General features: G+C 67.1%; 22 protein-coding genes and 1 pseudogene. 11 read left to right on the forward strand and 12 right to left on the reverse strand.

The window, feature by feature from the left end:
- Positions 1-114 precede the first annotated feature (114 nt).
- Positions 115-1,248, reverse strand: a complete 1,134-nt coding sequence (locus ABUA28_RS12170; RefSeq protein ID WP_349904449.1) for an acyltransferase family protein — start codon at positions 1,246-1,248, stop codon at positions 115-117.
- Positions 1,249-1,350: 102 nt separating this feature from the next.
- Between ABUA28_RS12170 and ABUA28_RS12175 the strand changes: the two genes are divergently transcribed.
- Positions 1,351-2,112: an SDR family oxidoreductase gene (locus ABUA28_RS12175; protein WP_349904474.1), complete on the forward strand. Its 762-nt coding sequence runs from the start codon at positions 1,351-1,353 to the stop codon at positions 2,110-2,112.
- Positions 2,113-2,175: 63 nt separating this feature from the next.
- Here the strand turns inward: ABUA28_RS12175 and ABUA28_RS12180 are convergent, their stop codons facing one another.
- A complete protein-coding gene (locus ABUA28_RS12180) occupies positions 2,176-3,684 on the reverse strand; it encodes an MFS transporter (protein WP_349904450.1) in 1,509 nt (502 codons plus the stop codon).
- Between the two features lie 48 nt (positions 3,685-3,732).
- Here ABUA28_RS12180 and ABUA28_RS12185 point away from each other — a divergent pair, with 48 nt between their 5' ends.
- Genes ABUA28_RS12185 through ABUA28_RS12200 form a run of 4 tightly spaced genes read left to right on the forward strand, consistent with a single transcriptional unit; the run spans position 3,733 to position 6,901 of the window.
- Positions 3,733-4,413, forward strand: coding sequence for a uracil-DNA glycosylase (locus ABUA28_RS12185; RefSeq protein WP_349904451.1), 681 nt, complete (start codon positions 3,733-3,735; stop codon positions 4,411-4,413).
- A gap of 56 nt (positions 4,414-4,469) precedes the next feature.
- Entirely contained in the window at positions 4,470-5,891 is a 1,422-nt protein-coding gene (locus tag ABUA28_RS12190) for a DHA2 family efflux MFS transporter permease subunit (RefSeq protein ID WP_349904452.1), read from the forward strand.
- A gap of 50 nt (positions 5,892-5,941) precedes the next feature.
- Positions 5,942-6,520 carry a GNAT family N-acetyltransferase gene (locus tag ABUA28_RS12195; RefSeq protein ID WP_349904453.1) on the forward strand — a complete coding sequence of 193 codons (579 nt, stop codon included), beginning with the start codon at positions 5,942-5,944 and terminating at the stop codon, positions 6,518-6,520.
- A gap of 15 nt (positions 6,521-6,535) precedes the next feature.
- On the forward strand, positions 6,536-6,901 hold the full coding sequence (locus ABUA28_RS12200; RefSeq protein ID WP_349904454.1) for a hypothetical protein: 366 nt from the start codon (positions 6,536-6,538) through the stop codon (positions 6,899-6,901).
- Between the two features lie 15 nt (positions 6,902-6,916).
- Here the strand turns inward: ABUA28_RS12200 and ABUA28_RS12205 are convergent, their stop codons facing one another.
- The 4 genes from ABUA28_RS12205 to ABUA28_RS12220 form a co-directional block, all read right to left on the reverse strand.
- A complete protein-coding gene (locus tag ABUA28_RS12205) occupies positions 6,917-9,151 on the reverse strand; it encodes a transglycosylase domain-containing protein (protein WP_349904455.1) in 2,235 nt (744 codons plus the stop codon).
- Positions 9,152-9,259: 108 nt separating this feature from the next.
- Positions 9,260-10,033 carry a hypothetical protein gene (locus tag ABUA28_RS12210; RefSeq protein ID WP_349904456.1) on the reverse strand — a complete coding sequence of 258 codons (774 nt, stop codon included), beginning with the start codon at positions 10,031-10,033 and terminating at the stop codon, positions 9,260-9,262.
- Positions 10,030-10,920 carry an ABC transporter ATP-binding protein gene (locus ABUA28_RS12215; RefSeq protein WP_349904457.1) on the reverse strand — a complete coding sequence of 297 codons (891 nt, stop codon included), beginning with the start codon at positions 10,918-10,920 and terminating at the stop codon, positions 10,030-10,032. The genes ABUA28_RS12210 and ABUA28_RS12215 overlap by 4 nt, the downstream gene beginning before the upstream one ends.
- Entirely contained in the window at positions 10,917-11,291 is a 375-nt protein-coding gene (locus ABUA28_RS12220; protein ID WP_349904458.1) for a GntR family transcriptional regulator, read from the reverse strand. Before ABUA28_RS12220 ends, ABUA28_RS12215 begins: the two co-directional genes overlap by 4 nt.
- 121 nt (positions 11,292-11,412) lie before the next feature.
- On the opposite strand from ABUA28_RS12220, the gene ABUA28_RS12225 reads away from it, so the two are divergent.
- Both ABUA28_RS12225 and ABUA28_RS12230 read left to right on the forward strand, forming a co-directional pair.
- The gene (locus ABUA28_RS12225) at positions 11,413-11,871 is read left to right on the forward strand and encodes a VOC family protein (protein WP_349904459.1); all 459 of its coding nucleotides are present in this window, start codon (positions 11,413-11,415) and stop codon (positions 11,869-11,871) included.
- Between the two features lie 2 nt (positions 11,872-11,873).
- Complete coding sequence (locus ABUA28_RS12230; RefSeq protein WP_349904460.1) at positions 11,874-13,289, forward strand: amidase; 1,416 nt, start codon at positions 11,874-11,876, stop codon at positions 13,287-13,289.
- A gap of 10 nt (positions 13,290-13,299) precedes the next feature.
- On the opposite strand, the gene ABUA28_RS12235 is transcribed toward ABUA28_RS12230, so the two are convergent.
- Entirely contained in the window at positions 13,300-14,139 is an 840-nt protein-coding gene (locus tag ABUA28_RS12235; RefSeq protein WP_349904461.1) for an SDR family NAD(P)-dependent oxidoreductase, read from the reverse strand.
- Positions 14,140-14,224: 85 nt separating this feature from the next.
- On the opposite strand from ABUA28_RS12235, the gene ABUA28_RS12240 reads away from it, so the two are divergent.
- Entirely contained in the window at positions 14,225-15,481 is a 1,257-nt protein-coding gene (locus ABUA28_RS12240) for a glycosyltransferase (protein ID WP_349904462.1), read from the forward strand.
- Here ABUA28_RS12240 and ABUA28_RS12245 read toward each other — a convergent pair.
- Positions 15,463-16,884: a dihydrolipoyl dehydrogenase family protein gene (locus ABUA28_RS12245; RefSeq protein WP_349904463.1), complete on the reverse strand. Its 1,422-nt coding sequence runs from the start codon at positions 16,882-16,884 to the stop codon at positions 15,463-15,465. The two genes, ABUA28_RS12240 and ABUA28_RS12245, sit on opposite strands and share 19 nt — an antisense overlap.
- 49 nt (positions 16,885-16,933) lie before the next feature.
- A complete protein-coding gene (locus ABUA28_RS12250) occupies positions 16,934-17,719 on the reverse strand; it encodes a crotonase/enoyl-CoA hydratase family protein (protein WP_349904464.1) in 786 nt (261 codons plus the stop codon).
- A 137-nt stretch (positions 17,720-17,856) separates the two neighbouring features.
- Here ABUA28_RS12250 and ABUA28_RS12255 point away from each other — a divergent pair, with 137 nt between their 5' ends.
- Both ABUA28_RS12255 and ABUA28_RS12260 read left to right on the forward strand, forming a co-directional pair.
- On the forward strand, positions 17,857-18,258 hold the full coding sequence (locus tag ABUA28_RS12255) for an ArsR/SmtB family transcription factor (RefSeq protein WP_349904465.1): 402 nt from the start codon (positions 17,857-17,859) through the stop codon (positions 18,256-18,258).
- Positions 18,255-19,901 carry a SulP family inorganic anion transporter gene (locus ABUA28_RS12260; protein ID WP_407075445.1) on the forward strand — a complete coding sequence of 549 codons (1,647 nt, stop codon included), beginning with the start codon at positions 18,255-18,257 and terminating at the stop codon, positions 19,899-19,901. The genes ABUA28_RS12255 and ABUA28_RS12260 overlap by 4 nt, the downstream gene beginning before the upstream one ends.
- A gap of 20 nt (positions 19,902-19,921) precedes the next feature.
- On the opposite strand, the gene ABUA28_RS12265 is transcribed toward ABUA28_RS12260, so the two are convergent.
- From ABUA28_RS12265 to ABUA28_RS12275, 3 genes and pseudogenes are all read right to left on the reverse strand, one after another.
- Positions 19,922-20,743, reverse strand: a complete 822-nt coding sequence (locus ABUA28_RS12265; protein WP_349904467.1) for an arginase family protein — start codon at positions 20,741-20,743, stop codon at positions 19,922-19,924.
- A 32-nt stretch (positions 20,744-20,775) separates the two neighbouring features.
- Positions 20,776-21,435, reverse strand: a pseudogene (locus tag ABUA28_RS12270) (NADPH-dependent F420 reductase); the annotation flags it as partial.
- Positions 21,436-21,475: 40 nt separating this feature from the next.
- The gene (locus ABUA28_RS12275; RefSeq protein WP_349904468.1) at positions 21,476-23,362 is read right to left on the reverse strand and encodes a phosphoenolpyruvate carboxykinase (GTP); all 1,887 of its coding nucleotides are present in this window, start codon (positions 23,360-23,362) and stop codon (positions 21,476-21,478) included.
- Between the two features lie 120 nt (positions 23,363-23,482).
- Here ABUA28_RS12275 and ABUA28_RS12280 point away from each other — a divergent pair, with 120 nt between their 5' ends.
- A complete protein-coding gene (locus tag ABUA28_RS12280; protein ID WP_349904469.1) occupies positions 23,483-24,919 on the forward strand; it encodes a helix-turn-helix domain-containing protein in 1,437 nt (478 codons plus the stop codon).
- Positions 24,920-25,023: the final 104 nt, after the last annotated feature.

Here is a 25,023-nt window from a genome sequence, read left to right on the forward strand (position 1 = left end):
GGTGGTTCTCCTCAGCTATACGAGCTCTCGTGGTCGGCAGGCATGCGCGCACGTTCTCACGAGCTTAGGAACTGCGGGCCCGATGGGCAATCTCGGCGCAATGAGAAGTAACCACTACCTGGCCCCGTGGCGCCTGGATCCGGTGGGGTCGATGCGGGAGGCACCGCGCGGGAGCGGATCGCGGCTGTCCGGCCCGTCCAGACGAAGGAAGAGCCATTGCGGTTTCGGCTCGATGAGCGGCCGGAACACGCGGCGCACGAACGGGGTCGCCAGCACGATCGAGACGAGAACGCTGAAGACGATCATGCCGACCAGCCAGATCAGCGACGAGTTCTCGTCGCCGAGGATTCCGGACTGCCGGATCGGGTAGAGCACGAAGCTGTGCAGCAGGTACACGTACATCGTGGCCTGGCCGAAGCTCGTGAGCCAGGTCTTCCTGCGCGGGATGAGCGTGAACATCGCGAGGCTGAGCAGTGCCGCCAACAGGATGAATGCCAGGCGCACGAACCCGGCCCACCAGGCATCCTGTCCGATTCCGCTGTAGGAGTCGTCGTAGAAGAACCAGTCCTTGAGGCTGATCGACCGCCACGTCCCGATGAACGGGAAGAGCGCGAACGCCCAGGCGGCGAAGACCACGAGAGCGCCCCCGCGCATCCACCACACGCCGGCGCGCAGGTCGCGCCAGCGGTCGACGAGCTTCCACTGCCGCAGCTGCCAGCCGAGGAAGAAGAACGGCAGGATGCCGATGGACCGCGCGAGCGAGAAGGTGTTGTCGATGTTGCCCAGGTAGCCGACGCCGACCGAGAAGATGACGCACCAGAGCAGGGGCCAGCGCAGCAACACGAGGTACGGCAGGATCAGCCGGAACAGTGCGAGGGCGAGGAGGAACCAGAGGGTCCAGTGCGGCTTCGTCGGATTGAAGCTCGTCGATCCCTCCACGAGCAACTGCACGCCGCTCCAGATCGTCTCCATGATCGCGTACGGCAGCACGATGTCGGTGAGCACCTTCTTCATCTGCCGCGAGCTCGGTGGGCTCGCCTTCGAGAAGTAGCCGCTGATGATGGCGAAGGCCGGCATATGGAACGCGTAGATGAAGAGGTAGACACCGAGGGCGGCATCGGAGTCGCCCGTGAGTCTCTGGATCCCGTGCCCGACGACGACGAGGGTCACGGCGGTGAATCGGGCGTTGTCCCAGAGCGCAACCCTTCTCTTGCGGCTCGCGGGAACGGTCTTCATGGCATCCGTCATCGTTCCACCCTAGAGACGTTTCCTCTGCTGAACCCGAAAATGCCCGCTGTCGCCGCGGTACGGTTTAGGAGTTCGGAAGGAGTGCGCGTGGGCGCGAGAAGAGTGGTAGTGACCGGGGCGAGTTCCGGGATCGGTGCGGCGACAGTGCGGCTGTTCCGCGAGCGAGGCTGGGATGTCGTGGGCGTCGCCAGGCGCACGGACCGACTCGAGGCGCTCGCCGCGGAGACCGGTGCCGATGTCTTCGCGGCCGATCTCACCGACCAGCGCCAGGTCGACGCTCTGCGCGATCACCTCGTCGGCCTCGGCCCGGTGCACGCGCTCGTCAACAACGCCGGTGGTGCCTATGGACTCGCGTCGGTGGAGACGAGCGATGTCGATGACTGGGCCCGTATGTACGACGTCAACGTCATCGCGGTCAAGCGGGTCACGAGTGCCCTGCTGCCGCTGCTGCGCACGGCGGCTGCGCACGGAGGACACGCGGACATCCTCACGGTCACCTCGATCGCCGGACACGTCGCCTACGAGGGCGGAGGAGGCTACAACGCCGCGAAGTTCGCCGAGCACGCACTCGTGGCGGTGCTGCGGCTCGAACTCGCGGGAGAGCCGATCCGCGTACTCGAGGTCGCTCCCGGCATGGTCAAGACGGAGGAGTTCTCGCTCACGCGCTTCGAGGGAGACCAGGCCAGGGCGGATGCGGTCTACGACAACGTGCCGAACCCGCTCTCCGCCGAGGACATCGCGGAGACCATCGTGCACGCGATCGAGCTCCCCGGCCACGTGAACCTCGACCTCGTGACCATCAAGCCGGTCGCGCAGGCCGCGGCGCACAAGCTCGTGCGCGGGCCGCTTGCCCCCAGGCTGTAGCGTCACTCGGCGAGCGAGTGAGCCGTCGTCGTCGCGCCCGTCGACGTCTCCGCGCGCCAGAAACTAGTGGAGCGCCGAGCCGGTTTCTGGGGCGGGCACCTCGGAGGCCGCCGCCGAGACGTCGACGTCGGTGTCGGCGAATGCGAGCTTCGGCACGAAGAACAGCAGGATCGCCGCGAGCAGCGCTCCGCCGCCGCAGATGGCCCACACCAGGTAGTAGCCGAACAGACTGCCCGCGGTCGACCCTGCCACCTGCACGGCCCCGATCGTGAGCACGATCGCGAAGACCGACGACGCGAAGGAGCCACCGATCGTCTTGGTCGTATTGGTGAGTGCAGAGGCGATGCCGGTCTGCCCGCGCGGTGCCGCCGCTGCCGCCGCTGCGGGCATGGCGCCGACCAGGGCGCCGCTGCCGAGACCGGCAATCACCATATTCATGAACACCTGCCAGGTCTCCAGGTGCAGCGGGAGGAACAGCAGGTAGCCGATCGCAACGAAGAACGCCGCGATGATAAGCGTGATCCGTGGGGTGAATGCGCGTGAGAGCAGCGGGAACAGCAGCGCGCCGACGATCATCGAGACGAGGTAGAGACCGATCAGGATCGAGATCGAGCCGCTCGAAAGGCCGAGGCCGTAGCCGAGCTCCGCTTTGTCCGTTCCCGCGTAGGTGGAGAGGGGCGCCTGCGCGCCGAGAATGCTGATTCCGATGAGGAACGCGGTGAGCTGCACCGGCCACATGTTCGGCTGGGCGAACACGCGGATGTCGATGGCCGGATCCTTCTGCCGCAGCTCGAAGCGCACGAAGGGCCAGAACACGAGGATGCCGGCCGCCATGATCGCCCACGGCCACCACTGCGTGTCGTTGAACTTCAGGAAGGTGAGCCCGGAGGTCACGAGTAGCAGCCCGATCGTGAGGAGCGAGAATCCCTTCCAGTCGAGACTGCGGTCCGGGAGTGATTCCGACTCGGGCACCCCGAACAGGATCACGAAGAACACGAGCGACACGGCGACCGCGGGCACCATGAGCGTCGGTACGACGGAGTGCTGCAGCGCTCCTGGACCACCGAAGGCGTCGAAGATCGCCGAGCTGCCGAGCGCTCCGGCGATCGCCCCGGCCTCCAGGCCGACGATGAGGAGCCCCGCCGCCTTCCTGGTGGCGGAGGCGGCTCGACCGCTGCGGCGGCCCTTGTCGAAGACGAGCGCGATCTCCAGCGGCAGCCACACGACGTAGAAGGCCTGCAAGGTCCAGGCGATGAGGAAGCTCGTGAAATCGCCCGAGAAGGCCAGCCACCAGCTCGCGCCCGCGGTGAGCACGGTGGAGACGAGCAGGATCTTCTTGTGCCCGTACATGTCGCCGAGCTTGGCCAGGACGGGCACGACGAGCGCAGAGAGCAGCAGCTGGGCACCCTCGAAGATGTTGAAGTCGGCGTCGTGGATGCCGAGATACTTCACGAGATCGGGAATGAGGGGCACGTAGAAGCCCTGCAATATTCCGCTCACGAACTCGACGAAGAACAGGAATCCGATGAGGCCGACCGTGACCGCGCCGGCTCTGCCGCGAAGGAGTGTCATGACCGGATGTTAGCGGCAAGCACGCCCTCGTCTGCTTAACTTGTCGGCGTGACCGTGCACTCGCTCTCGGAGCTTCTCGACCCCGGCTGGGCCGCGGCCCTCGAACCCGCGGCGGCGCAGGTCGCCGCGATGGGTGATTTCCTCCGGGCGGAGACGGCCGCGGGGCGCGGCTATCTCCCGTCCGGGGCGAACGTGCTGCGGGCGTTCACCTATCCGCTCTCGGAGGTGCGGGTGCTCATCGTCGGGCAGGATCCGTACCCGACGCCCGGGCATCCTATCGGGCTCTCCTTCGCGGTGGATCGGGCAGTGCGCCCGGTGCCGCGGAGCCTGCAGAACATCTACCGCGAACTTCGAGACGACCTGGGGCTCCCGACGCCCGACCACGGCGACCTGACCTCCTGGGCGGAGCACGGGGTCATGCTGCTCAACAGGGTCCTGACCGTGACGCCGGGCAGATCGGGCTCCCACCGGGGCAAGGGCTGGGAGGCGGTCACCGAGCTCGCCATCCGCGCCCTCGTCGCTCGCGGGGGCCCGCTCGTCGCGATCCTGTGGGGGAGGGACGCGCAGAACCTCGAGCCGCTGCTCGGCTCGACACCCGTGATCAAGTCCGTGCATCCGAGCCCGCTGTCAGCCTCCGGTGGATTCTTCGGATCGAAGCCGTTCAGCCGTGCCAACGCGGCGCTTGCGGCGCAGGGTGCCGATCAGGTCGATTGGTCGCTCGCGGTGTAGTTTGTGACAGCGCGATTCGCGAGCCACGGCGAATCCCGAGCGATGAACGGGAAGTCATGTCGCAGAATCCGCCGGTCTCGAGGATCGGGGCCGTCGCGCGCTACGGACTGCTGGTCGGCCCGCTCCTGAGCATGATCGACTCGAGCATCGTCAACGTCGCCGTGCCGGACATCGCTGCAGAGCTGAGCACCCGCGCACACCCCGTGCAGCTCGACCAGGTGCAGTGGGTGGTCAGCGGATACCTGCTCTCCCTCGGCGTCGCACTCGCCGCGACCTCGTACCTCGCCAAGCGATTCGGAACCCTTCGCGTCTACACGATCAGCATGGTGCTGTTCGTGCTGGCCTCTGCGGCCTGCGCGATCGCGCCGAACATCGAGTTCCTCATCGCGGTCAGGGCGGTGCAGGGCTTCGTCGGGGCGCCGCTCGTGCCGCTCGCGCTCAGCATCCTGCTCGGCAAAGACGGCATCAGCGGCGGCAAGATCCCGATCTCCGCAGCACTCGTGCTGTTCCTCGGCCCGGCCCTGGGCCCGACCCTCGGCGGCTTCCTGATCGAGGCCGGAGGCTGGCGCTGGATCTTCCTGGTCAACGTGCCCGTCGGCATCATCGGCCTGCTGCTCATGCTGCGCGTACCGAAGGATGTCGGCGCCCCGGCGAATCGGGCGACGAGCTTCGACCCTATCGGCTTCGGGCTCCTCGCGATCGGACTCACCGGTGCCCTGTTCGGGGCCACCGAGGGCACGGCAAATGGCTGGGACAGCGCGTCGAGCTATCTCCCGCTCGGCATCGGTGCGGTGTTGCTCGTCGCGTATACGTTCTGGGCGCTGCGGCGCTCCGAGCCAGCAGTTGACCTGCGGATGATCGAGCACAAGACCTCTGCGCTGGCTCTTCTGCTGCAGGTGCTGTGTTCGGTGATCTCATTCGGCACCGTCTTCCTGATGCCCATCTTCACCCAGTCCGTACAGGGATACAGTGCGTTCGAGACCGGTCTTGCCCTCCTGCCACAGGGCATCATCATGGGGCTCGGCACCTGGGCGGGGCAGAAGCTCTCCGCCTATATCTCGCTGAGGGTGCTTGTGGTCTCCGGTTTCGTCATCCTCGTGGCCTCCAGCATCTTTCTCGTCTCCCTTGAGCAGGACACCCCGCTCTGGGCGACGGCGGTCATGCTCGCCGGCCGTGCCGTCGCCATCGGCTTTGTGACGACGCCGCTGCTCGTCGCGATGCTCGCACCGCTGCCGGAGGAGCAGATGGCCGACGGAAACACGCTGTTCAACATCACCCAGCGACTCGGCGGCTCGATCGGGGTCAGCATCCTCGGCTCGCTCGTCGCCGGCGGTGCGACACTTGCCGCGACGATCGAGTCGTTCCATTTCGTCGGCTGGCTACTGGTGGCGCTCGCGGCGCTGTCCGCGGTGGTCTCGCTGTGGCTCACCGGCGAGAAGACGAGCGCGACGCCCGTCGTCGACACCGTGGCCGAATGATCGGCTCATCCCTGCCACATCCGGAGCCGAGGCAGAAGTAGGCTCGAAGAATGCTGGAATCGGAGTATCAGGCGACGCATCGCCCCAGGGAAGCTCTGCACAATCATCCGCCGCTCGAGTCGCCCTTCGAGTACGAGATCCGCGCCGCGCGCACCCAGGACCTGCCGAGCGTGCGCGAGATCTACAACCACTACGTCGCCAACTCCACCGTCACCTTCGACGAGGCGCCGATGGCGCTCTCCGCCCTGCGCTCGAAGTTCACACACCTGACCAAGCTCGGGATGCCCTTCCTGGTTGCCGAGAGCCCGAGCGGGCAGATCCTCGGCTATGCCTACGTGTACCCGTGGCGGGAGAAGGCCGCCTACCGCTTCACGGTCGAGAGCACGATCTACCTCGGGCCCGCAGCAACGGGCAAGGGGCTCGGCAAGCGGCTCATGACGGAGCTCGTCGCGGCGTCGCGCGCGGCGGGTCTCAAGGAGATGATCGCCGTCATCGCGGACAAGGGGGCGGAGGCCTCCCTCGCGATGCACAGGGACTTCGGCTTCACCGAGATCGGCCACATGGGCAAGGTCGGCTTCAAGTTCAATCGCTGGCTCGGCACCGTGCTCATGCAGAAGTCGCTCAAGTAGGTCGGGATCGAATCAATGCCAGCAGCACCCCGGAGGCGGCCGCAGGGGCACGTCGTCGTGGGCAGCTATCGCGCGCACCTGCGAGCGCGTCCCGCCGTCGTGTTCGACGCCCTCGACGCGAGGATGCGGCCTGCCGAGGGTTCGGGCATTCTCTACACCGCGGACCCGACGGCCTTCTTCCTCGTCGTGCAGGGCGGGTGGTGGTATCGCGGCGAGTACCGCGTGGTTCCCGATGACACCGGATCCAACGTCGAGTATGTCATCGTCAACGTCGCCTCGCGAGCCAGGGCGTTCAGCAGGATCATCGCGCGCAGGACGCTCGCGTCCGCTCCGGCCGACTTCGAGGCCCTGGTTGCCCGGCTGAGGCGGGAAGTGGAGTAGGCGGGGCCTACTGGATCAGGGCTTACCCGGTCCACCACCCTTTCCCGGACCTCCTCCGGGATTCCCCGGTGGAGTCGGCGGCGGGGGAGTCGGTGCAGTGGTCGCGCCACCGCCGGGCGACGGCGTCGTTGTGGGCGGCGGAACGTAGCGCGTGAGGAACTGCGGATCGGGCGCGGGGAAGTCTCCTCCGCGATAGGCGGGGTTCGTGTCGAACGACGCCATGGTGACGCGGAATATATTGAACTTCGTGTTGTACCCGTTCGTACCCGCGATGCTGATCCTGCGCACGCTCTGGTGACCGCCATCCCAGTTGCCCACCCACACGGCGAGAGCGACCTTTGTCGTCGTCGCGATGAGCCAATTCTGCACTGCGTTCTCTGTTGTTCCGGTCTTGCCGGCGATCGGAACGCCGTCGTGCGGATTTCCCGGGCTTCCCGTACCCGATTTCATCACGGCCGCGAGCGCGAAGGCGAGGGTACTGGCGATGTTCGGTTCGAGCGCCGCCGTGCATTTCTTCGGCTGGCCTGGCAGCTCTTTTCCCGCGGAGGTGACGAGCTTGTCGATGATCGTCGGGGCGCAGTACGTGCCGTTCGCGCCCACCGTGGCGATTGCGGCCGCCATGGTCAGCGGGGCGATCACGTTGGTGCCGAGCGTTGACGACGGTAACGCCTCGAGGGGGGCTCCGTCGGCCCGGTGCACGCCCATCGCCTCCGCGTCCGCACGAATGTCGCAGAGATCGAGCTTCTGGGACATGGAGACGAACGCAGCGTTCACAGACCGCTCTGTTGCCTGCAGCACAGACATGTAGCCGCCCTCACCCGGAGAGTCGTTCTGTGGGCGGTACGGTGGGCCGGAGAGTGACTCGCAGGCTGCGGGAAAGCTCGCGTAAGGAAAGGTGCGCACGCTGCCGTTGACGGAGTCGTACAGTCCGTGACCCTTCTGCAGCCAGTCCGCGAGGGTGAAGATCTTGTAGGTCGAGCCCGTCTGGAAGCCGGAGGAGCCTCCGTACGCGTGGTCCGTGCTGAAGTTGACCGCGGTCGTGGTCGGGCCTCCGCCGGTGCCGGAGTTGTCGAAGTGCTTGTTCTGCGCCATCACGAGGATCCGGCCGGTGCCGGGTTCGACGGCGTCTGCCGCCGCTCCCAGACCGAAACGGGCCTCGTCGGCCGGCGCATCCTTATAGAGAGCGGCCTGAGCGACATCCTGCAGGTCCAGGTCGATGCTCGTGTAGACCTTGTATCCGCCTCGGGCCCAGTTGTCCTCGCGCTCCGATGCTGTGCTCCCCAGGGATTCGAGGGTCGGCACGAGGCGGGTCACGTAGTCGCAGGCGAACGGCGCATCGCTCGCATAGAGACATCCGTTGCTCGGCGCCTCCGGTTTGGTGGTGATGGGGGTGGCGATGGCCTTGTTGTACTGGTCCTGCGTGATGTATTTCAAGTCGAGCATGTTGCTGAGGATGAAGTCCCGCCGCTCCTTGTTTGCGGGGAAGTTCTTCGGGTTGCCGAGATTCAGGTCATTGGGGTCCTCGACGATGGCGATGAGGCTCGCGGCCTGCGCGAGGGTCACATCCTTCGCGTCGACGCTGAAGTAATTGCGGGCCGCCGCCTGCACGCCGTAGGTGTTGCCTCCGAACCCGGTGATGTTGAGATATCCCAGGAGGATCTGTTTCTTCGTGTACTTCTTGTCGAGCCCGATGGCGAGCTTCATCTCGGCGAGTTTGCGCGCGAAGGTCTCGTTGATCGCCGCGGAGTATGCCTTCTTCTTCGCCATCGGATTCTTCAGCTGCAGCGCCTGCTGCACGAGGATGTTCCTGACCAGCTGCATGTCGATGGTCGACGCACCGCTCGTGATCTTCTTGTGCTCCAGGTTCTCGGTTGCCGCGCGCGCGATGGACTTCACGTCGACACCGCCGTGGTCGTAGAAGCGGCGGTCCTCACCGGCAATGGCGGCGTGCTTGAGGAACGGGGACACCTGGTCCCACGCGATGTTCTCCCGGTCCTGGTCGTAGATCGTGGCGATCTGCACCGGCTTGCCAGCCCGGGTGGCATAGACCTGATTCTGCTGGGTGAGCCGACCGAGGGTGATCGATTCGGGCAGGCTGTTGAAGACGCCGATCGAGGCGTTCGCACCCTCGCTCGTCATGGCGATTGCCGGGGTGAGCATGGCGGCGACGAGCACACCGGCTATTGCACTGAATCCGACAAAGCCAGCGAAACCGATGAAAATACCCGAACGCCCAGACCCTTGCCCCATGCTTCCACGCTACGACGATTCCCGGGGTGCTCTTGACAACTTGCGACTTATTGCCAGCTTCGGATGCCCGGGACCGCCTCGATCAGGTGGCCCCGGGCATCCGTGTTTCTAGTTCTTCGGGGTCGCCCGGCGGAGGATGAAGTAGCCCGCCACCCCGGCGAGAACCGTGGGGACAAGCGCCCAGGCGACCACGCCGACCGGACCGGAGGTCGCAAACCATTCGCCGACCCGCACCCAACTCATGGTCCAGGTCGCCAGGCCGACAAAGGCCACGATGATGACGAGGAATACCCCGCCGAGGATGAGCAGGCCCGCCGCCCTCCACCGAACGTAGAGCGTCGCCGACGCCATCCCCACGAAGAAGAAGAACAGGAAGATGGCGACGAAGACGAACAGTCGCTGCCACACCGGTCCGCTGCCGTAGTACACCGCGGTGAACATCCTGCCGCCGACGCCCCAGCCCCCGGTCCACTCCTCGATGTACGAGAGCAGCGTCAGGCCGGCGCCGTAGATGAACGAGAAAATGACGAAGGCGACGGAGGTGCCGAGATAGAAGTCCCTGCGCGTCACGCTCAGGCCGAGCGCGTAGGGGAAGGTGCGGCTGATCGCCTGGATGGCGACGACGAGCATGTAGACGAAGATGTACGAAGTGGCGCCGCTGTACTGCAGGCCCTCGGAGACGTCTGCGCGATCCTGCCCGCTGGTCGAGGCGTAGAGGATCAGCCAGATGGCCAGGTTGGCGAGGAAGATGATTGCGAGAATCAGCCAGGGCAGGCCGATTGCCTGCCGCGCGTTGGTGAACTGGAGTCTCGCCGCGTTCCAGATCCTGGTGGACGCCGGTCGCGCCGCGGGCGCCGTGTGGATGGATGTCATGGTGGTCATGCGCTCTGCTCGAATTCCTTCTCGGTGCTGCCCGTCCTGCGGACGATGAGTTGTTGGAGTGACACGGGGGAGAGTTCGAGGCTCCGGTCCGCGGCGACCGTGCGCTCGGCCGCGCTGAGACCGCTGACGGTGACCGAGGTCAGGCCGCCGATGCCGGTGCGGTGCAGGATCTCACGGCCGCGCACGAATTCATCGACCGTGGATGTGACCCCGCTCACGGTCGTGGCCGACTCGCGAAGCTCATCGGCGTCCTGATCGATGATGATGCGACCGTCGTCGATCACGAGCACGTGCTCGAGCAGGTTGCTCACCTCGTCGATCAGGTGGGTCGAGAGGATCACGGTGCGCGGATGCTCGCCGTAGTCCTCGAGGAGGCGGTCATAGAAGATCTGTCTGGCCACGGCATCCAGCCCGAGGTATGGCTCGTCGAAGAAGGTGAGCGGTGCGCGGGAGGCAAGCCCCACGATCACCCCGACCGCGGAGAGCTGGCCTCGGGAGAGCTTCTTGATCGGTCGGTTCACGGGGAGGCGGAAGTCGCCGACGAGTCGCTCGGCGAACTCCGCGTTCCACTCGGAGAAGAACCACGGGGCCGTCGCGAACACGTGCCGCGGCGTGAAGTTGTCTGGGTAGCGCTGGCTCTCCTTGATGAAGCAGAGCTGCTGCAGCACCGCGGCGTTCTCCACGGGCGATGCACCGAAGACCTCGATGCTGCCGCTCGTGGCGAAGTCCTGCCCGGTGAGCAGCTGCATGAGGGTGGTCTTGCCCGCACCGTTTCGACCGAGGAGGCCGTAGATCTTGTTCTCGGTGACGGTGAAGCTCACCTCGTCCACGGCGCGCAGCCGGCCGAATCGTTTGCTGAGGTTCTTCACCTCGACTGCTGGGGTCATTTCTTCTCTCCCTGAGTGGTGTGTGTTGAGCTTGTGATCATGGCGGCCAGCTGGCCGGCCGAGATACCGAGTTTTTCGGCTTCCGCGAGGAGGGGCCGCACGAACTCGGCGTGGAATTCGTCGCGTCGCTTCTGCATGAGGCGATCGCGTGAGCCCGCGGCCACGAACATTCCGATGCCGCGCTTCTTGTAGAGGATGCCGTCGTCGACCAGGAGGTTCACGCCCTTGCCCGCCGTCGCGGGGTTGATGCGATAGAACGCGGCGAACTCGTTGGTCGAAGGAACCTGGCTCTCCTCTGCCAGGACTCCGCCGATGATGTCGTTCTCGATCTGCTCGGCGATCTGAACGAATATCGGTCTGCCCTCGTCCACCCGGTTCTTCTCTCGTTTGTTGGTTCATTACTTGAGTAACTAACCAACCAGCTTTGTTCTCGGATGTCAAGTCCGAGAAAGGTCGGGGAACAGATCGATCGCTCCCGGCGTTCCTTACACCATGGCCAGCGCAGATTCGATCCCCTCGTCCGTGACCCAGCTCAGGCTCGTCGTCGAGACAGATGACTACGAGAAGGCGGTCGCGTTCTATCGCGATGTGCTCGGTCTTTCAGAGCTGGAGGCCTACGAGGGCGACGACGGCGCACGAGTCGCGATCCTGTCCGTGCCCACCGCAACCCTGGAGATCGCCAATCGAGCCCAGGTGCGGATGATCGACGAGGTGGAGGTCGGACGCCCGGTCAGCAGACCGTCGACCCTCAGCATCCGCGTGGCCTTCGAGGTCGCGGATGCTGTTGCCACGACCGATCGCTTGGAAGCGGGAGGCGCGGAGGTGCTGGCTCCACCCACGAAGACCCCGTGGGATTCGCTCAACGCGCGCCTCGAAGCACCGGGCGGCCTGCAGATAACCACCTTCCAAGAACTTGGATCGGCCGGGGATGACATCGGCATAGGCTCGTGAGCGTGACCGAACTCCATCACCTCAGCGCACAGGAGCAGTGGGATCGGCTTCAGCGTCGCGAGATCACCCCGACCGAGCTCACCGAGCACTACCTCGAGCGCATCGAGCGGCTCGACGGGGGCCTCGGCGCATTCGTCACCGTGACAGCGGATGCCGCGCTCGAGCGAGCGCGCCTCCAGACCGCCGAGGGCCCGCGTCCCATCGCACTGTGGGGGCTTCCGTTCGCGGACAAAGACCTCACGAACCGTGCGGGGGTGCCGACCGGCTTTGGATCCCGACTCATGCAGGGCTACGTCCCCGAGGTGTCGAGCGAGCTCGTCGAGGTGCTCGACGACGCGGGCGGCATCAGCCTAGGCAAGACCAACGCACCGGAGTTCGGCCTTCCCTCGTACACCGAGAGCCTCGTCGCCCCGCCGGCACGCACTCCGTGGGACGTCTCGCTCGGTGCCGGTGGGTCCAGCGGGGGAGCGGCCGTCGCGGTCGCCGCAGGCCTGCTTCCCTTCGCTCCGGGCTCGGATGGCGGCGGTTCCGTGCGCATTCCCGCCGCGGCAACCGGCCTCGTGGGGATCAAGCCGTCACGCGGACTCATTCCGAGCGGTTCGGGGCTCGACAAGCTCGCGGGCCTCGTCGTGCCCGGCCCGCTCGCGCGCACGGTCGCCGATGCCGCGATGGTGCTCGACGCGATGATCGGTGACGAGCCGTATCCGTTTTCGGTGCGCGCCCCGCGCTGGGACGGCGGCGCACTGCTGAATGCCGCTGTGCGGGGGGAGGGCCGGTTCCAGCTCGGCGTGATGACGAGCTCGCCGTGGGACCTGGCCTACGACATCGCGGTCTCGAGCGAGGCATCCGCGGCTCTCGACCTCGCGAAGCGGGAGCTGGATGCCATCGGTCACGGCATCGAGGACTTCGCGCTCGAGCCGGACGACAGCTACGCGCCCAACTTCCGCACCATCTGGCAGGCCGGGGCCGCCGGAATTCCGGCCGAGGGAGAGCAGCTGCAGTTGCTCGAACCCCTGACCAGCTGGCTCGTGGGCAAGGGGCGCGAGATCTCGGCGCGGCAACTCGGCGACGCGCTCGCCGCACTGGCGTTGTTCGAGCGGTCGATCATCCGCCAGTTCTCCGGCTTCGACGCCGTGCTCACGCCGTCGCTCGCGATGACCCCGCGGCCGATCGGCTGGTACGACAGCGAGGATGCCGAGCGCAACTTCGAGCAGCAGGTGCAGTACACGCCGTTCACCTCCTTCGCGAACGTCACGGGGCTGCCGGCGATCACGCTGCCGGTCGCTCAGACCGAGACCGGGCTCCCCATGGGCGTGCAACTGATCGGTCGCCCGGGCGGAGAGGCGACACTGCTCTCGATCGGCGCCCAGCTGGAGCGTCGCCTGCGGTGGCAGGATCGTCATCCGCCGCAGTGGTGAGGCAGGTTTTCTAGGCGGGAACTCCGGCGAGCGTCGCGCTCGCCTCCCACAGGGCGCGCGCCATTTCCGGGGTGTGCGCTCGCCCCTGGATGTGCCCGAACGGTCTCAGGTGATCGAAGTAGGTGCCGCTCGGCACCCCGGTGTCGCGCGCTGAGGCGAGGTGGATGAGCGGCGCAGCCCCCTGTACCGGCCGCAGCCCGATCCTGCGGCCGCTGATCGCCGCCGCGAAGCGTATGAGGATGTTGTCCGCACCGAAATTCGTTGCAACGTACCCCGGGTGAAAGGAATACGCCTCGAGGCCGGTGCGGCGGGCGAGCTCTTCGATGAAGAGGATCGTCTCGATCTTGCTCGTGCCGTAGGCCCGCCATCCGCCGAGCCAGGCGCGGCGCTCGAAGCCGAGGTCGTCGAGGTCGAGCCGCCCGAACAGGTTCGCGACGCTCGCGGTCGAGATCACGCGGGCGTTGCTCCGCGTGAGCACGGGAAGCAGCAGGGTCGTCAGCAGGAACGGCGCGAGGTGATTCGACTGGAAGGTGCGCTCGAAACCGTCCGGCGTGACGGCGCGCTTCCGGGTCAGGCCGCCCGCGTTGTTCGCGAGCACGTCGATGCGGTCGTAGCGCTCCTGGAGGGCATGCGCGAGGGCGCGCACCTCATCCAGGCGGTCGAAGTCCGCGATGAACGGCGTGCCACCGACGGATGCGGCAACGGATTTCGTGCGTTCCGGGTTCCGGCCGACGATGGCGAGCTCCGCACCGCGTGAGGCAAGCACCGTTGCGGCCGCTGCGCCGATTCCCGAGCTTGCCCCGGTGATGACCATCGTCGTGCCGGAGAGATCTCGCAGTGAGTCGTCCATGGCTCGTTTTTAGCATGGTTGGTTTCCGGCACTACTGGTTTCCGGCGCCCGGCTGCGGCCCAGCGGCACCCAATACAGTGGGTGCATGGCTGTCACCGCGTCCCGTGTCGCCATGGTGTCGATGCATACCTCGCCCGTGGCGACCGCGGGGAGCGGGGATGCCGGCGGGATGAACGTGGTCATTCTCGAGGTGGCGAAGGGCCTGGCCGCGCGAGGCGTTCGGGTGGACCTGCTGACCCGGGCATCCGCCGCACCGGCGGTCACAGAGATCGCCGACGGCGTGACGCTGCGAGAGCTCCCGGCCGGGCCACCGACCATGTTGCCGAAGAGCGCGCTGCCGACCGTGGTCGACGAGTTCGGCGAGGCCGTCGCCGCGCTCGCGAGGAGTGCAGACGGCGGATATGACCTCATCCACGCCCATTACTGGCTGAGCGGGCTGGCCACCCTGCCTGTCGCGCTCGAGCAGGGAATTCCGCTCGTGCAGAGTTTCCACACCATCGCGGCGATGAAGAACCGCCACCTTGCGGCGGGGCAGAGTGCGGAGCCGGAGCTGCGGGTGCGCACGGAGATGTTTCTCGCGGGTCAGGCCGCGGCCATCATCGCCGGGTCGGCCGCCGTCGTCACGAACCTCATCGACGACGTGCGCGCGCCCGCCGATCGCATCTGGGTGATTCCGCCCGGCGTCGATGTCGAGCTGTTCCGTCCGACCCGCGCGGTGAGTGCGGGGGAGCGGATGCGCGCGAAGCTCGGTATTGCCGAGGGCCGGCCGGTGCTCGTTGTCGCCGCGCGCATCCAGCCGCTCAAGGACCAGGAGCTCGCCATTCGAGCCTTTGCGGAGGTGCACGCGCTTCGCGGCTGGGCGCCCGTGCTCGTGCTCGCCGGCGTCGAGACCCCGGGTGAGGAGGCCTACGGCCGGATGCTGCGGGAACTCGCCGCGAGCCTGGGCGTCGCTGGCGACGTGCGCTTCGTCGGCGCGCTGTCGAGGCCAGAGCTCGCGGACCTGTTCGCGATGGCGAGTCTCACGCTCGTGCCGTCGCACTCCGAGACCTTTGGTCTCGTCGCGCTGGAGTCCGCGGCGAGCGGAACACCCGTCGTCGGCTACCACACGGGCGGCCTCGTCGAGGCGATTTCCGACGGCGTCTCGGGAGTGCTGGTCGACTCGCGTGATCCCCGCGAATGGGCCAGCGAGATCGCGCTCCTGCTCTCGGACCAGCGCAGGCTCGAAGGCCTGCAGTTCTCCGCGCGTCACCACGCGCTCGGCTTCACCTGGGGCGCGACGACCACCGCGCTTCTCGGCGTGTATGCGAGCCTTCAGGCCGCGTCTCAGTCCGGTCGGCCGTAGGTCTCCAACAGGCGCAGCCAGAGCTCGCTCATCGTCGGGTACGACGGCACGGCGTGCCAGAGCCGAGCGAGCGGAACCTCACCGACCACCGCGACGGTCGCGGCGTGGATCATCTCCGCGACGTCCTGGCCGACGAGCGTGACGCCGAGGATCACCTGGCGTTTCTCGTCGACGACCATGCGGGCCTGGCCCGTGTAGTGATCGGCCTGGAGCGACGCCCCAGCCACCCAGCCGATGGCGTAGTCGACGACCCGGATGTCGTAGCCGGCCTTCTCTGCGGCCTCGGCGGTCAGACCGACGGAGGCCACCTCCGGGTCGGTGAAGGTCACCTGGGGCACGGCGGCGTGGTCTGCGGTCGCGACGTGCATGCCCCACGGAGCGTCGTCCACGGTCTTCCCGAGGGCGCGGGCGGCGATCACGTCTCCCGCTGCGCGCGCCTGGTACTTGCCCTGGTGGGTGAGCAGGGCGCGGCGGTTGACGTCGCCGCAGGCGTAGAGCCAGTCGAAGCCGTCGACGAGCAGGGTGTCGTCGGTGTGCAGCCAGTCGCCCGGGGTGAGGCCGATCGTCTCGAGTCCCAGGTCACTCGTGCGAGGAACGCGCCCGGCCGCCACGAGCACCTCGTCCGCCGTCACTGTGCTGTCGTCGCTGAGCTGCAGGGTCACGCCGCGGTCGTCTCGGGTGACGCTCACGGGGGAGACGCCGAGCGCGACGGTTGCGCCCAGCTCGCGCAGGGCATCCGCCACCATGTCGCCCGCAAAGGGCTCGGCGCCGGAGAGCAGCCCGCTGCGCGCGATGAGCGTGACCTCGGTGCCGAAGCCCGCGTACGCCGTGGCCATCTCGGTGGCGACGACCCCGCCGCCGATGATCGCGAGTCGCTTCGGGGCCTCCTGCGCGCTCGTGGCGTCGCGGCTCGTCCACGGCGAGGCGTCAGCGAGGCCGGGCACATCGGGCAGCCTCGCATCGGAGCCGACGCTCACGGCGACCGCGTGCATCGCGGTGAGGATCGTGACCGTGCCGTCATCCGCCGTGACGGTGACCTCCTTCGGCGCGGTGAACCTCGCGTGTCCGCGAACGAGATCGATGCCCGCCCCTGCGACCCAGTCCACCTGGCTCTGGTCGTCCCAGTCGTGGGTGAAGCTGTTGCGCCTCGCGAAGACGGCGGACACGTCGAGCGTGCCGGTCACGGCCTGCTTGGCCCCGTCGAGCCTCTGGGCCGCACGCAGCGCCATCCCGCTGCGCAGGAGCGCCTTCGACGGCATGCAGGCCCAGTAGGAGCAGTCACCGCCGACCAGTTCACTCTCCACGATGACGGCGCTGAGTCCGCCCTGTACTGCTCGATCGGCGATGTTCTCCCCGACGGCTCCGGCTCCGACAACGATGAGGTCGTACTCTCGATTCGACATCGTTTGAGGCTACTCCCCGAGCTCCCGCTAAGCCCGTGCGCGGATGCGGTCAGCGGCCGACGAAGGTTGCCGTCTGCCTGGTCAGGAAGGCTTCCATGCCGATGCGGGCGTCCTCGCTTGCGACGAGCTTCACGAGCTCTGGCTGCAACCGTTCCTCGGCCGCCGCTTCACCATCCCGCACCGCGATGCGGGCGTTCGCCAGCGCGGCCTGCACGGCGAGCGGGGCCTGGGCGGCGATGCGCTGGGCCAGCTCGAGTCCGCGGGCATACTGCTCGCCGTCCGGCACGACCTCCTGCACGAGGCCGATGCGGTGCGCCTCTGCGGCGTCGAAGGTGTCTCCGGTGAGGATCCACCGCATCGCGTTGCCCCAGCCGACCGCTCGAGGGAAGCGAAGAGTCGCGCCACCGAAGGGGAGGATGCCGCGGGCGACCTCGATCTGCGCGAACGAGGTCGACTCTGCCGCGACCGCGATGTCGCTCGCGAGCATGAGCTCGATCCCGAGCGTGAGACAGATGCCCTGCACCGCGATCACCACGGGTTTGCTCAGCTGCGTACCGCTGACCTGCCACGGGTTGATTCCCCCCTCCGGCACGATGTCGAGCCCACCGGCTCCGATGCGCGGACCCACGTCCGCGAGGTCGAGCCCGCCGGTGAAGTGGTCGCCGTGGGCGTAGACGAATCCCGCCCGCAGCTCTGGGTCACGCTCGAGCTCCCCGTACGCCAGCGAGAGTTCCTGCAGCATCGGGAAGTCGGTGGCGTTGCGCTTCTCCGGCCGGTTGAAGCCGATGAGAAGCACGTGCCCGTCGCGGTCGAGGGTGATGCGTGAGTCCGTCATGCGCTCCAGCCTAGGTGAGCGGACAGCGCGGTTGTCGGCGCTTCAAAGGGGTGCTTATGGATGGTGATATGATGAATTGATAAAGTCATCATCATAACCCTCACGAGGGGCGACACGAATGCAGACGGGGGAGTGCGGTGAGCACGTTCGACGCATCTTCGGGGGCACAGCAGCCGCTGTATGAGGTCAAGGCCAATCTGTTCAAGGGGCTTGCCCATCCGGTGCGCGTGCGCGTGCTTGAGGTGCTCTCGGCCTCGAGCAGGGTATCGGTCTCGGAGCTCCTCGCCGACACCGGGTTGGAGGCGTCGCACCTTTCCCAGCACCTTGCCGTCCTCCGGCGGCACAACCTCGTGGTTGCCGAGCGGCAGGCCAGCCAGGTGTTCTACTCGCTGGCCTATCCGCAGGTCGCCGGCCTGCTGTCCGTGGCTCGCACCCTGCTGATCGAGATCCTCGAGAGGACCCAGAAGCAACTTGAGTCGACAGTGGGACCTTCTCCGGCATCGATCGGTGTCGATGAGGGCGCTGCGGTGACGCGGTGAGGGCGCTGCGCTCCCTGCTCGCTCTCCTGCCGAGCTGGGAAGACTATCACTCCGTGCGACGGACGTGGCGAGGGGACGTCGTCGCGGGCATCACTGTGGGGATCGTGGCGCTGCCACTGGCCCTGGCGTTCGGAGTGAGCTCGGGCGCGGGTGCCGAGAGCGGACTCGTCACGGCGATCGTCGCCGGCGTGATCGCGGCCGTCTTCGGCGGATCGAACATCCAGGTGTCGGGGCCGACCGGAGCAATGGTCGTCGTGCTCGGCCCCGTCGTCGCCGCCCACGGGGCCGGAACCGTCGCGCTCGTGAGCCTCATGGCCGGTGTGATCGTCGTGCTGGGCGGAATCATGAGACTCGGCCGAGTCGTCTCATACATTCCCTGGCCTGTCATCGAGGGCTTCACCCTCGGCATCGCGGTGATCATCTTTCTCCAGCAGGTTCCCGCCGCCGTCGGAACCGAACCGCGCCCCAGGAGCGCGGCATTCGTCGCTGCGGTGCAGGCTTTCGGAGACATCGACTGGGCGAGCGTCGCGTGGCCCGTTGCCGCGGTGCTGACCGTGGTTCTCGTGATGCTCGTGGCGCCCCGCATCCACCCGCAGCTACCGGGTTCTCTCATCGCGATCGTCCTGGTGGCCGTCGTCGCAAACCTGGCGGGCCTTCCGCTTGCCAGGATCGGCACGCTCCCGGGCTCGCTTCCCGCGCCGGCGCTGCCAGCCGCGGAGACGACGACGATGCTCTCCCTTGTCGGTGCTGCGTGCACCGTCGCCGCGCTCGCCGCAATCGAGTCGTTGCTGTCGGCCCGAGTGGCCGCTTCCATCTCGGATACCGGTCCGTACGATGGCGACAGGGAACTCGTCGGGCAGGGTCTCGCTTCGATCGCTTCCGGGATCTTCGGCGGCATGCCCGCGACCGGGGCAATCGCGCGCACGGCCGTGAACATCCGCTCCGGTGGGCGCACTCGCCTCGCGGCGATCATGCACGCGGTCGTGCTGATCGGAGTCGTCTACCTTGCTGCGGGTGCCGTGTCGCAGATCCCGCTCGCCGCGCTCTCCGGCGTACTGATGGTCACCGCATGCCGAATGGTCTCGCTGAGAACCGTGCGGAGCATCATCGGTTCGACGAGGTCAGACACCGCGACCTTCATCGTCACCGCGCTGATCACGGTGTCTTTCGACCTCATCGTCGCGGTCGGGATCGGCATAGCCATTGCCGCGTTCTTCGCCCTCCGGGCGCTCTCGCAGTCTGCGGGAGTGCACCGCGAAGAACTTCCGGGGCCAACCCGGCCGGGGGACGAGCGCGTCGCGCTGTTCCGTCTCGACGGTGCTCTCTTCTTCGGCGCGGCCGACCGCATGCTCGAACGGGTGACGCGGATCAGCAATGTCTCCGTGGTCATCATTCGGATGTCGCAGCTGCAGGTGCTCGACGCAACCGGAGCTCGCGTGGTCACCGAGATGATCCACGAGCTCGAACGACGGGGGATCACCGCGCTGGTCAAGGGAATCCAGCCCAGGCACCTGAAACTGTTGACGCACGTGGGCGTCATCGCGTCACTGCGTCACCAGAATCACCTGTTCTCTGACCTCGACTCCGCTATCGAACACGCCAGAAGTCACGTCCGGCGCGCCGAACCCACGGCGGTGCGTTAGGACTTCTCGGCGCGCCAGGGTTACGCGGTAATGGCGCCCACGATGCGCAGGATGCTGCCCATGCCGTCCGAGACGGCGTCCGGCGATGCGGGGGCGAATCCCGCGATCCCCGCACCGGCGAGCGGCAGTGCAGCCCTCGCCGCGGCGATCACCTCGAGCACAGTCGCCAGCGACAGGCCGAAGGGCACCGGGTCGCTGACCCCGTCGAACTCCGCGGGGTCGAGCACGTCGAGATCCACGTGGATGTAGACCGAGCGGGCGCCACTCGCAGCCAGGGCGGCGGTCACCGACTTCGCGTCAACATCCTGCGAGGTGAGCACGCGGACGCCGCTCGTCGCCAGATACTCGCTCTCGCCCTCATCGACGCTGCGGATGCCCGCGACAATCGTGTGCGCGGGCTCGAGCGGCGAGGTGGGCACGAGCGCCTCGACACCATCGCCGAGCAGCGTGCGAAGCACCATCCCGGTGAATGCGCCAGATGGCGACGACTCCGGAGTGTTGAGGTCCGGATGCGCATCCAGCCAGATCATGGCCATCGGGTCCTGGGACCATTGGGCATGCTGCACCGCCGCCAGCTCTACGCCGCAGTCGCCACCGATCGTGATGACGGGTCCGTGGAGCTTCGCGAGGGCCTTGGCCATCGATCCGCACACCTGGTCGATCGAGCTGAGGCGATGAACGAGTGTTCCCTCGTTGCTTCCCGCGCCGAGCGGCACGTCCACCGTCACCGTGGATGCTGAGGGCAGATCGCCACGGATCGCCTCGGCTCCGTCGACGAGTCGCATCGCGCGCGACGAGCCGGATCCCTGCCACTGCGGTACGACGAGAAAGGTAGATGGCACGAAGCCATTCTGCGTGCTTCGTGCCATCCGGTCTACTTACCGCGCGTCGCGAGCGCGAGGTTCGCCCTGAGCTCCTCCGCGTTCTGGCGCACGACGTAGGCGGGCCGGTCGCGCTCGACGCGCCAGCTCTCGGAGAGCGGGCCGATGTTGACGGTGTCGAAACCGAACTCGTCGTAGAGCTTCGTGACGAGTTCGACGGCCTCCGCGCTGTCACCAGCGGTGGCGAGAGCTCGCCTGTTCTCTGACCCAGCCAGGGTTCCGTCTGTCGTGATGTCCGCGGCGAAGATGTGATTGAAACCCTTGGCGACCTTCGAGGTCGGCAGATGTTCCTGGAGCATGCCGGTGACGGTGGCCGTCTCGTCGTCGAGCTGCGCGATGTGCCCATCGCGCTCCCAGTAGTAATTGTTGGTGTCGATGACGATCTTGCCCGCGAGCGGCGCGACCGGAACCGCCGTGTAGGCCTTGAGCGGAATCGTCACGACGGCGAAGTCCGCGGCCTCTGCTGCCTCGGCAGGCGTCGCGGCGCGCGCGTGCGGCCCGAGCTCCGCAATGAGCTCACTGAGGGTCTCCGGGCCACGCGAGTTGCTCATCACGACGTCGTAGCCGTGCGCCACCGCCGCTCGTGCGATCTGGCCGCCGATGTGTCCTGAACCGATGAATCCGATGGTTGTCATGCTCGTCGCAACGGATGCGGCGGCCGATTTCTTCCCTCGGCGGCGGAGTTTCGCCGGCTCAGTTCTCGATCGAGAGCTTCATCCTGCGGCGGATGTCCGCAAGCTGCTTCGTGAGTTCCTCCGGCAGCCTCTCCTCGAAGCGGGAGAAGAACTTCTCGGTGTCGTCGAGTTCGGGGAGCCAGGCCTCGGCGTCGATGTCGAAGAGCTCGTTCCACTGCCTGGCGCTGACATCCAGGCCCTCGAGGTCGATGCCGCCGTCCACGGGCTTCCAGCCCAGCGGGGTGTCCGCCGCGGGGGTCTTGCCGTCGACGCGTCCGAGGATCCACTCGAGCACTCGCGCGTTCTCCGCGAACCCGGGCCAGAGGAAGCCGCCGTCCGCGCCCCTGCGGAACCAGTTCACCTGGAAGATCTTCGGGGCACCGCCGCTCTCGCGCAGCTTCTGGCCGACCTCCAGCCAGTGCGACCAGTGGTCGGCCATGTTGTAGCCGCAGAACGGCATCATGGCGAAGGGGTCGCGGCGCAGTTCGCCGACGACCCCTTCCGCCGCTGCAGTGCGCTCGGATGAGACGGTCGCGCCAACGAACACGCCGTGCTCCCAGTTCCGTGCCTCAACGACAAGGGGAACGTTGCTTGCGCGCCTGCCTCCGAAGATGATGGCGTCGATGACCACGCCATTCGGGTCATCCCATTCGTCGGAGATTGTGGGGCACTGGGCCGCGGAGACGGTGAACCGTGAGTTCGGGTGGGCCGCAGGACGTCCGGATGTCGGGGTCCAGTCGTTGCCCTCCCAGTCGACCAGGTGCTCGGGGGGAGTGTCGGTCATCCCCTCCCACCACACGTCGCCGTCGTCGCGCAGCGCGACATTGGTGAAGATCGTGTTGCCCCACATGGTCTCCATGGCCGCGGCATTGGTCTTCTCGCTCGTGCCGGGGGCGACGCCGAAGAAGCCCGCCTCCGGGTTGATCGCGCGGAGCCGACCGTCGGCGTCGGGGAACAGCCAGGCGATGTCGTCGCCGATCGTCTCGACCTTCCAGCCCGGGATGGTCGGGCGCAGCATGGCGAGATTGGTCTTGCCGCAGGCGGAGGGGAATGCCGCGACGACGTGGAAGACGCGGCCGCGCGGGTTGGTGACCTTGAGGATGAGCATGTGCTCCGCGAGCCATCCCTCGTCGCGCGCGATCACCGAGGCGATACGCAGCGCAAACGCCTTCTTGCCGAGGAGCGCGTTGCCGCCGTAGGAGGATCCGAACGACCAGATCTCCCTGGTCTCCGGAAAGTGCGAGATGTACTTCGTGTCGTTGCTCGGCCACGGCACGTCGGCCTCGCCTGCGGCCAGCGGGGCACCGACGCTGTGGACGGCGGGAACCCACTCGGTGCCCGGCGTGATCAGCTCGAGAGCCGCGGAACCCATCCGGGTCATGATGCGCATGCTCGCGACGACGTAGGGGGAGTCGGTGACCTGCACGCCGAGCCGCGCGTACGGGCTGCCGAGCGGGCCCATCGAGAAGGGGATGACGTACATCGTGCGTCCGCGCATGCTGCCGGAGAAGAGCGCGTGCAGCGTGGCCCTCATCTCGTCGGGCTGGCGCCAGTTGTTCGTCGGCCCGGCATCCGCTTCCTTCACCGAGCAGATGAAGGTGCGGGCCTCGACCCTGGCGACGTCGCTCGCGGTGCTGCGGGCGAGAAAGCTGTACGGACGGAATTCAGGATTGACCTTGGTGAGCGTGCCGCTCGCGATGAGCTCACGGGTGATGTCGTCGTACTCCTTGGCGGAGCCGTCGCACCAGACGACGCGGTCGGGGATGGTCAGTGCCGCGATCGAGTCGACCCAGGCGGCGACATCGAGTGGAACGGCCGGTGCGTCTTCGTCGTAGTCGCGCTCGTCGTCGTGGGCGCGCCCCGTGGGAACGGCGGCGTCTGCCGGGCGAGTGGGTGTGAGAGTCATGGCAGTCCCTCCTGTAGTCGGGCCAAGAATCGGCTTGTTCTTCCACCATGCGTGCATATCGGGATGTTTTTTAAAGAAATAGCTGGAAAGAATGGCTATTTTTTCGCTAGGGTGAATTTCATGACCGATCTTGCGACCCTGGGTCAACGCATTCGCCACTACCGCAGCGCCGCGGGCCTCACCCTCGACCAGCTCGGGGTACAGGTGGGCATCGCCGGCAGCCAGCTCTCGCTCATGGAGAACGGTCGGCGGGAGCCCAGGCTCTCGCTGCTGCAGTCGATCTCCGCGTCGCTCGGCATCGAGGTCTCCGACCTGCTCGACTCGACGCCTCCCACTCCGCGAGCCGCTCTCGAGATCGAACTCGACCACATGCAGCACAGTGCGGTGTACGCGGGGCTGGGGCTGCCGAGCATCCGCCCGTCACGGTCGATGTCGGACGACACGCTCGAGGCACTGCTCGGCCTGCATCGCGAGCTGGCCCGCCGTGCCCGCCAGGCGATCGCGACGCCCGAGGAGGCGAGGCGCGCGAACACCGAGCTGCACCAGTACATGCGCACCCAGAACAACCACCTGCCCGAGATCGAGGAGCTCGCCGAGGAGAGCCTGCGCGGCGTCGGGCACACGACCGGGGCTCTCACCCACCGCGAGGTGAGCCTCATGGCCAAGAAGCTCGGCTTCGAGCTCATCTTCGTGAACGACCTGCCGCACTCCACCCGCTCCGTCACCGACCTCGAGAACGGACGAATCTACCTGCCGCCGGCCTCGATTCCCGGCGGTCACGGACTGCGATCCATGGCCCTGCAGGCTCTCGCCCACCGCCTGCTCGGTCACAAGGAGCCGGACAGCTACGCGGAGTTCCTGCGGCAGCGCCTCGAGATCAACTACTACGCCGCATCCTGCCTCATGCCGCTGCGCCAGTCCGTCGACTTTCTCACGGCGGCCAAGAACGACCGCAACCTCGCGATCGAGGACTTCCGCGACGCCTTCGGGGTCACGCACGAGGCCGCGGCGCTGCGCTTCACGAACCTCGCGACGACGCACCTCGACATGACCGTGCACTTCCTGCGGGTCGGCGAGGACGGCGCGCTGTACAAGGGCTACGAGAACGACGGACTCCGGATGCCCACGGACGTCACGGGGTCGACCGAGGGCCAGCTGGTCTGCCGACACTGGAGCGCCCGCATCGCGTTCGCGCGCACGAACCGCACCACCGAGCTGTACCAGTACACGGACACCCCGACCGGAACCTACTGGTGCTCCACCCAGACCGGAACCGGCTCCAAGGAGGAGTTCTCGATCACCTTCGGTGTGCCGTTCGCCGATGCCAAATGGTTCCGCGGCCGTGAGACGACGAACCGGGAGCAGTCCAGCTGCCCCGACCTGAGCTGCTGCAGGCGCCCGGACACCGAGCTCTCGAAGCGCTGGGCGCACAAGGCATGGCCGAGTGCGCGGCTGCACGCGCACATCCTGTCACCGCTGCCATCGGGTACCTTCCCCGGCGTCGACGACACCGAGTTGTACGCGTTCCTCGACGAGCACTCCGGCGACACGCACTGAGGTACCCGCTGGATAGTCCTATGGATGTCAAGCGGGAGTGAGGTCGGTTTTGAGGGCGTGGAAGACTTCGCGGGCGACGTAGCGTTTGAGGGCTCTGATGGTGT

This window comes from Parafrigoribacterium humi, from assembly GCF_040227205.1.
GTDB classification, from domain to species: Bacteria; Actinomycetota; Actinomycetes; order Actinomycetales; family Microbacteriaceae; genus Parafrigoribacterium_A; species Parafrigoribacterium_A humi.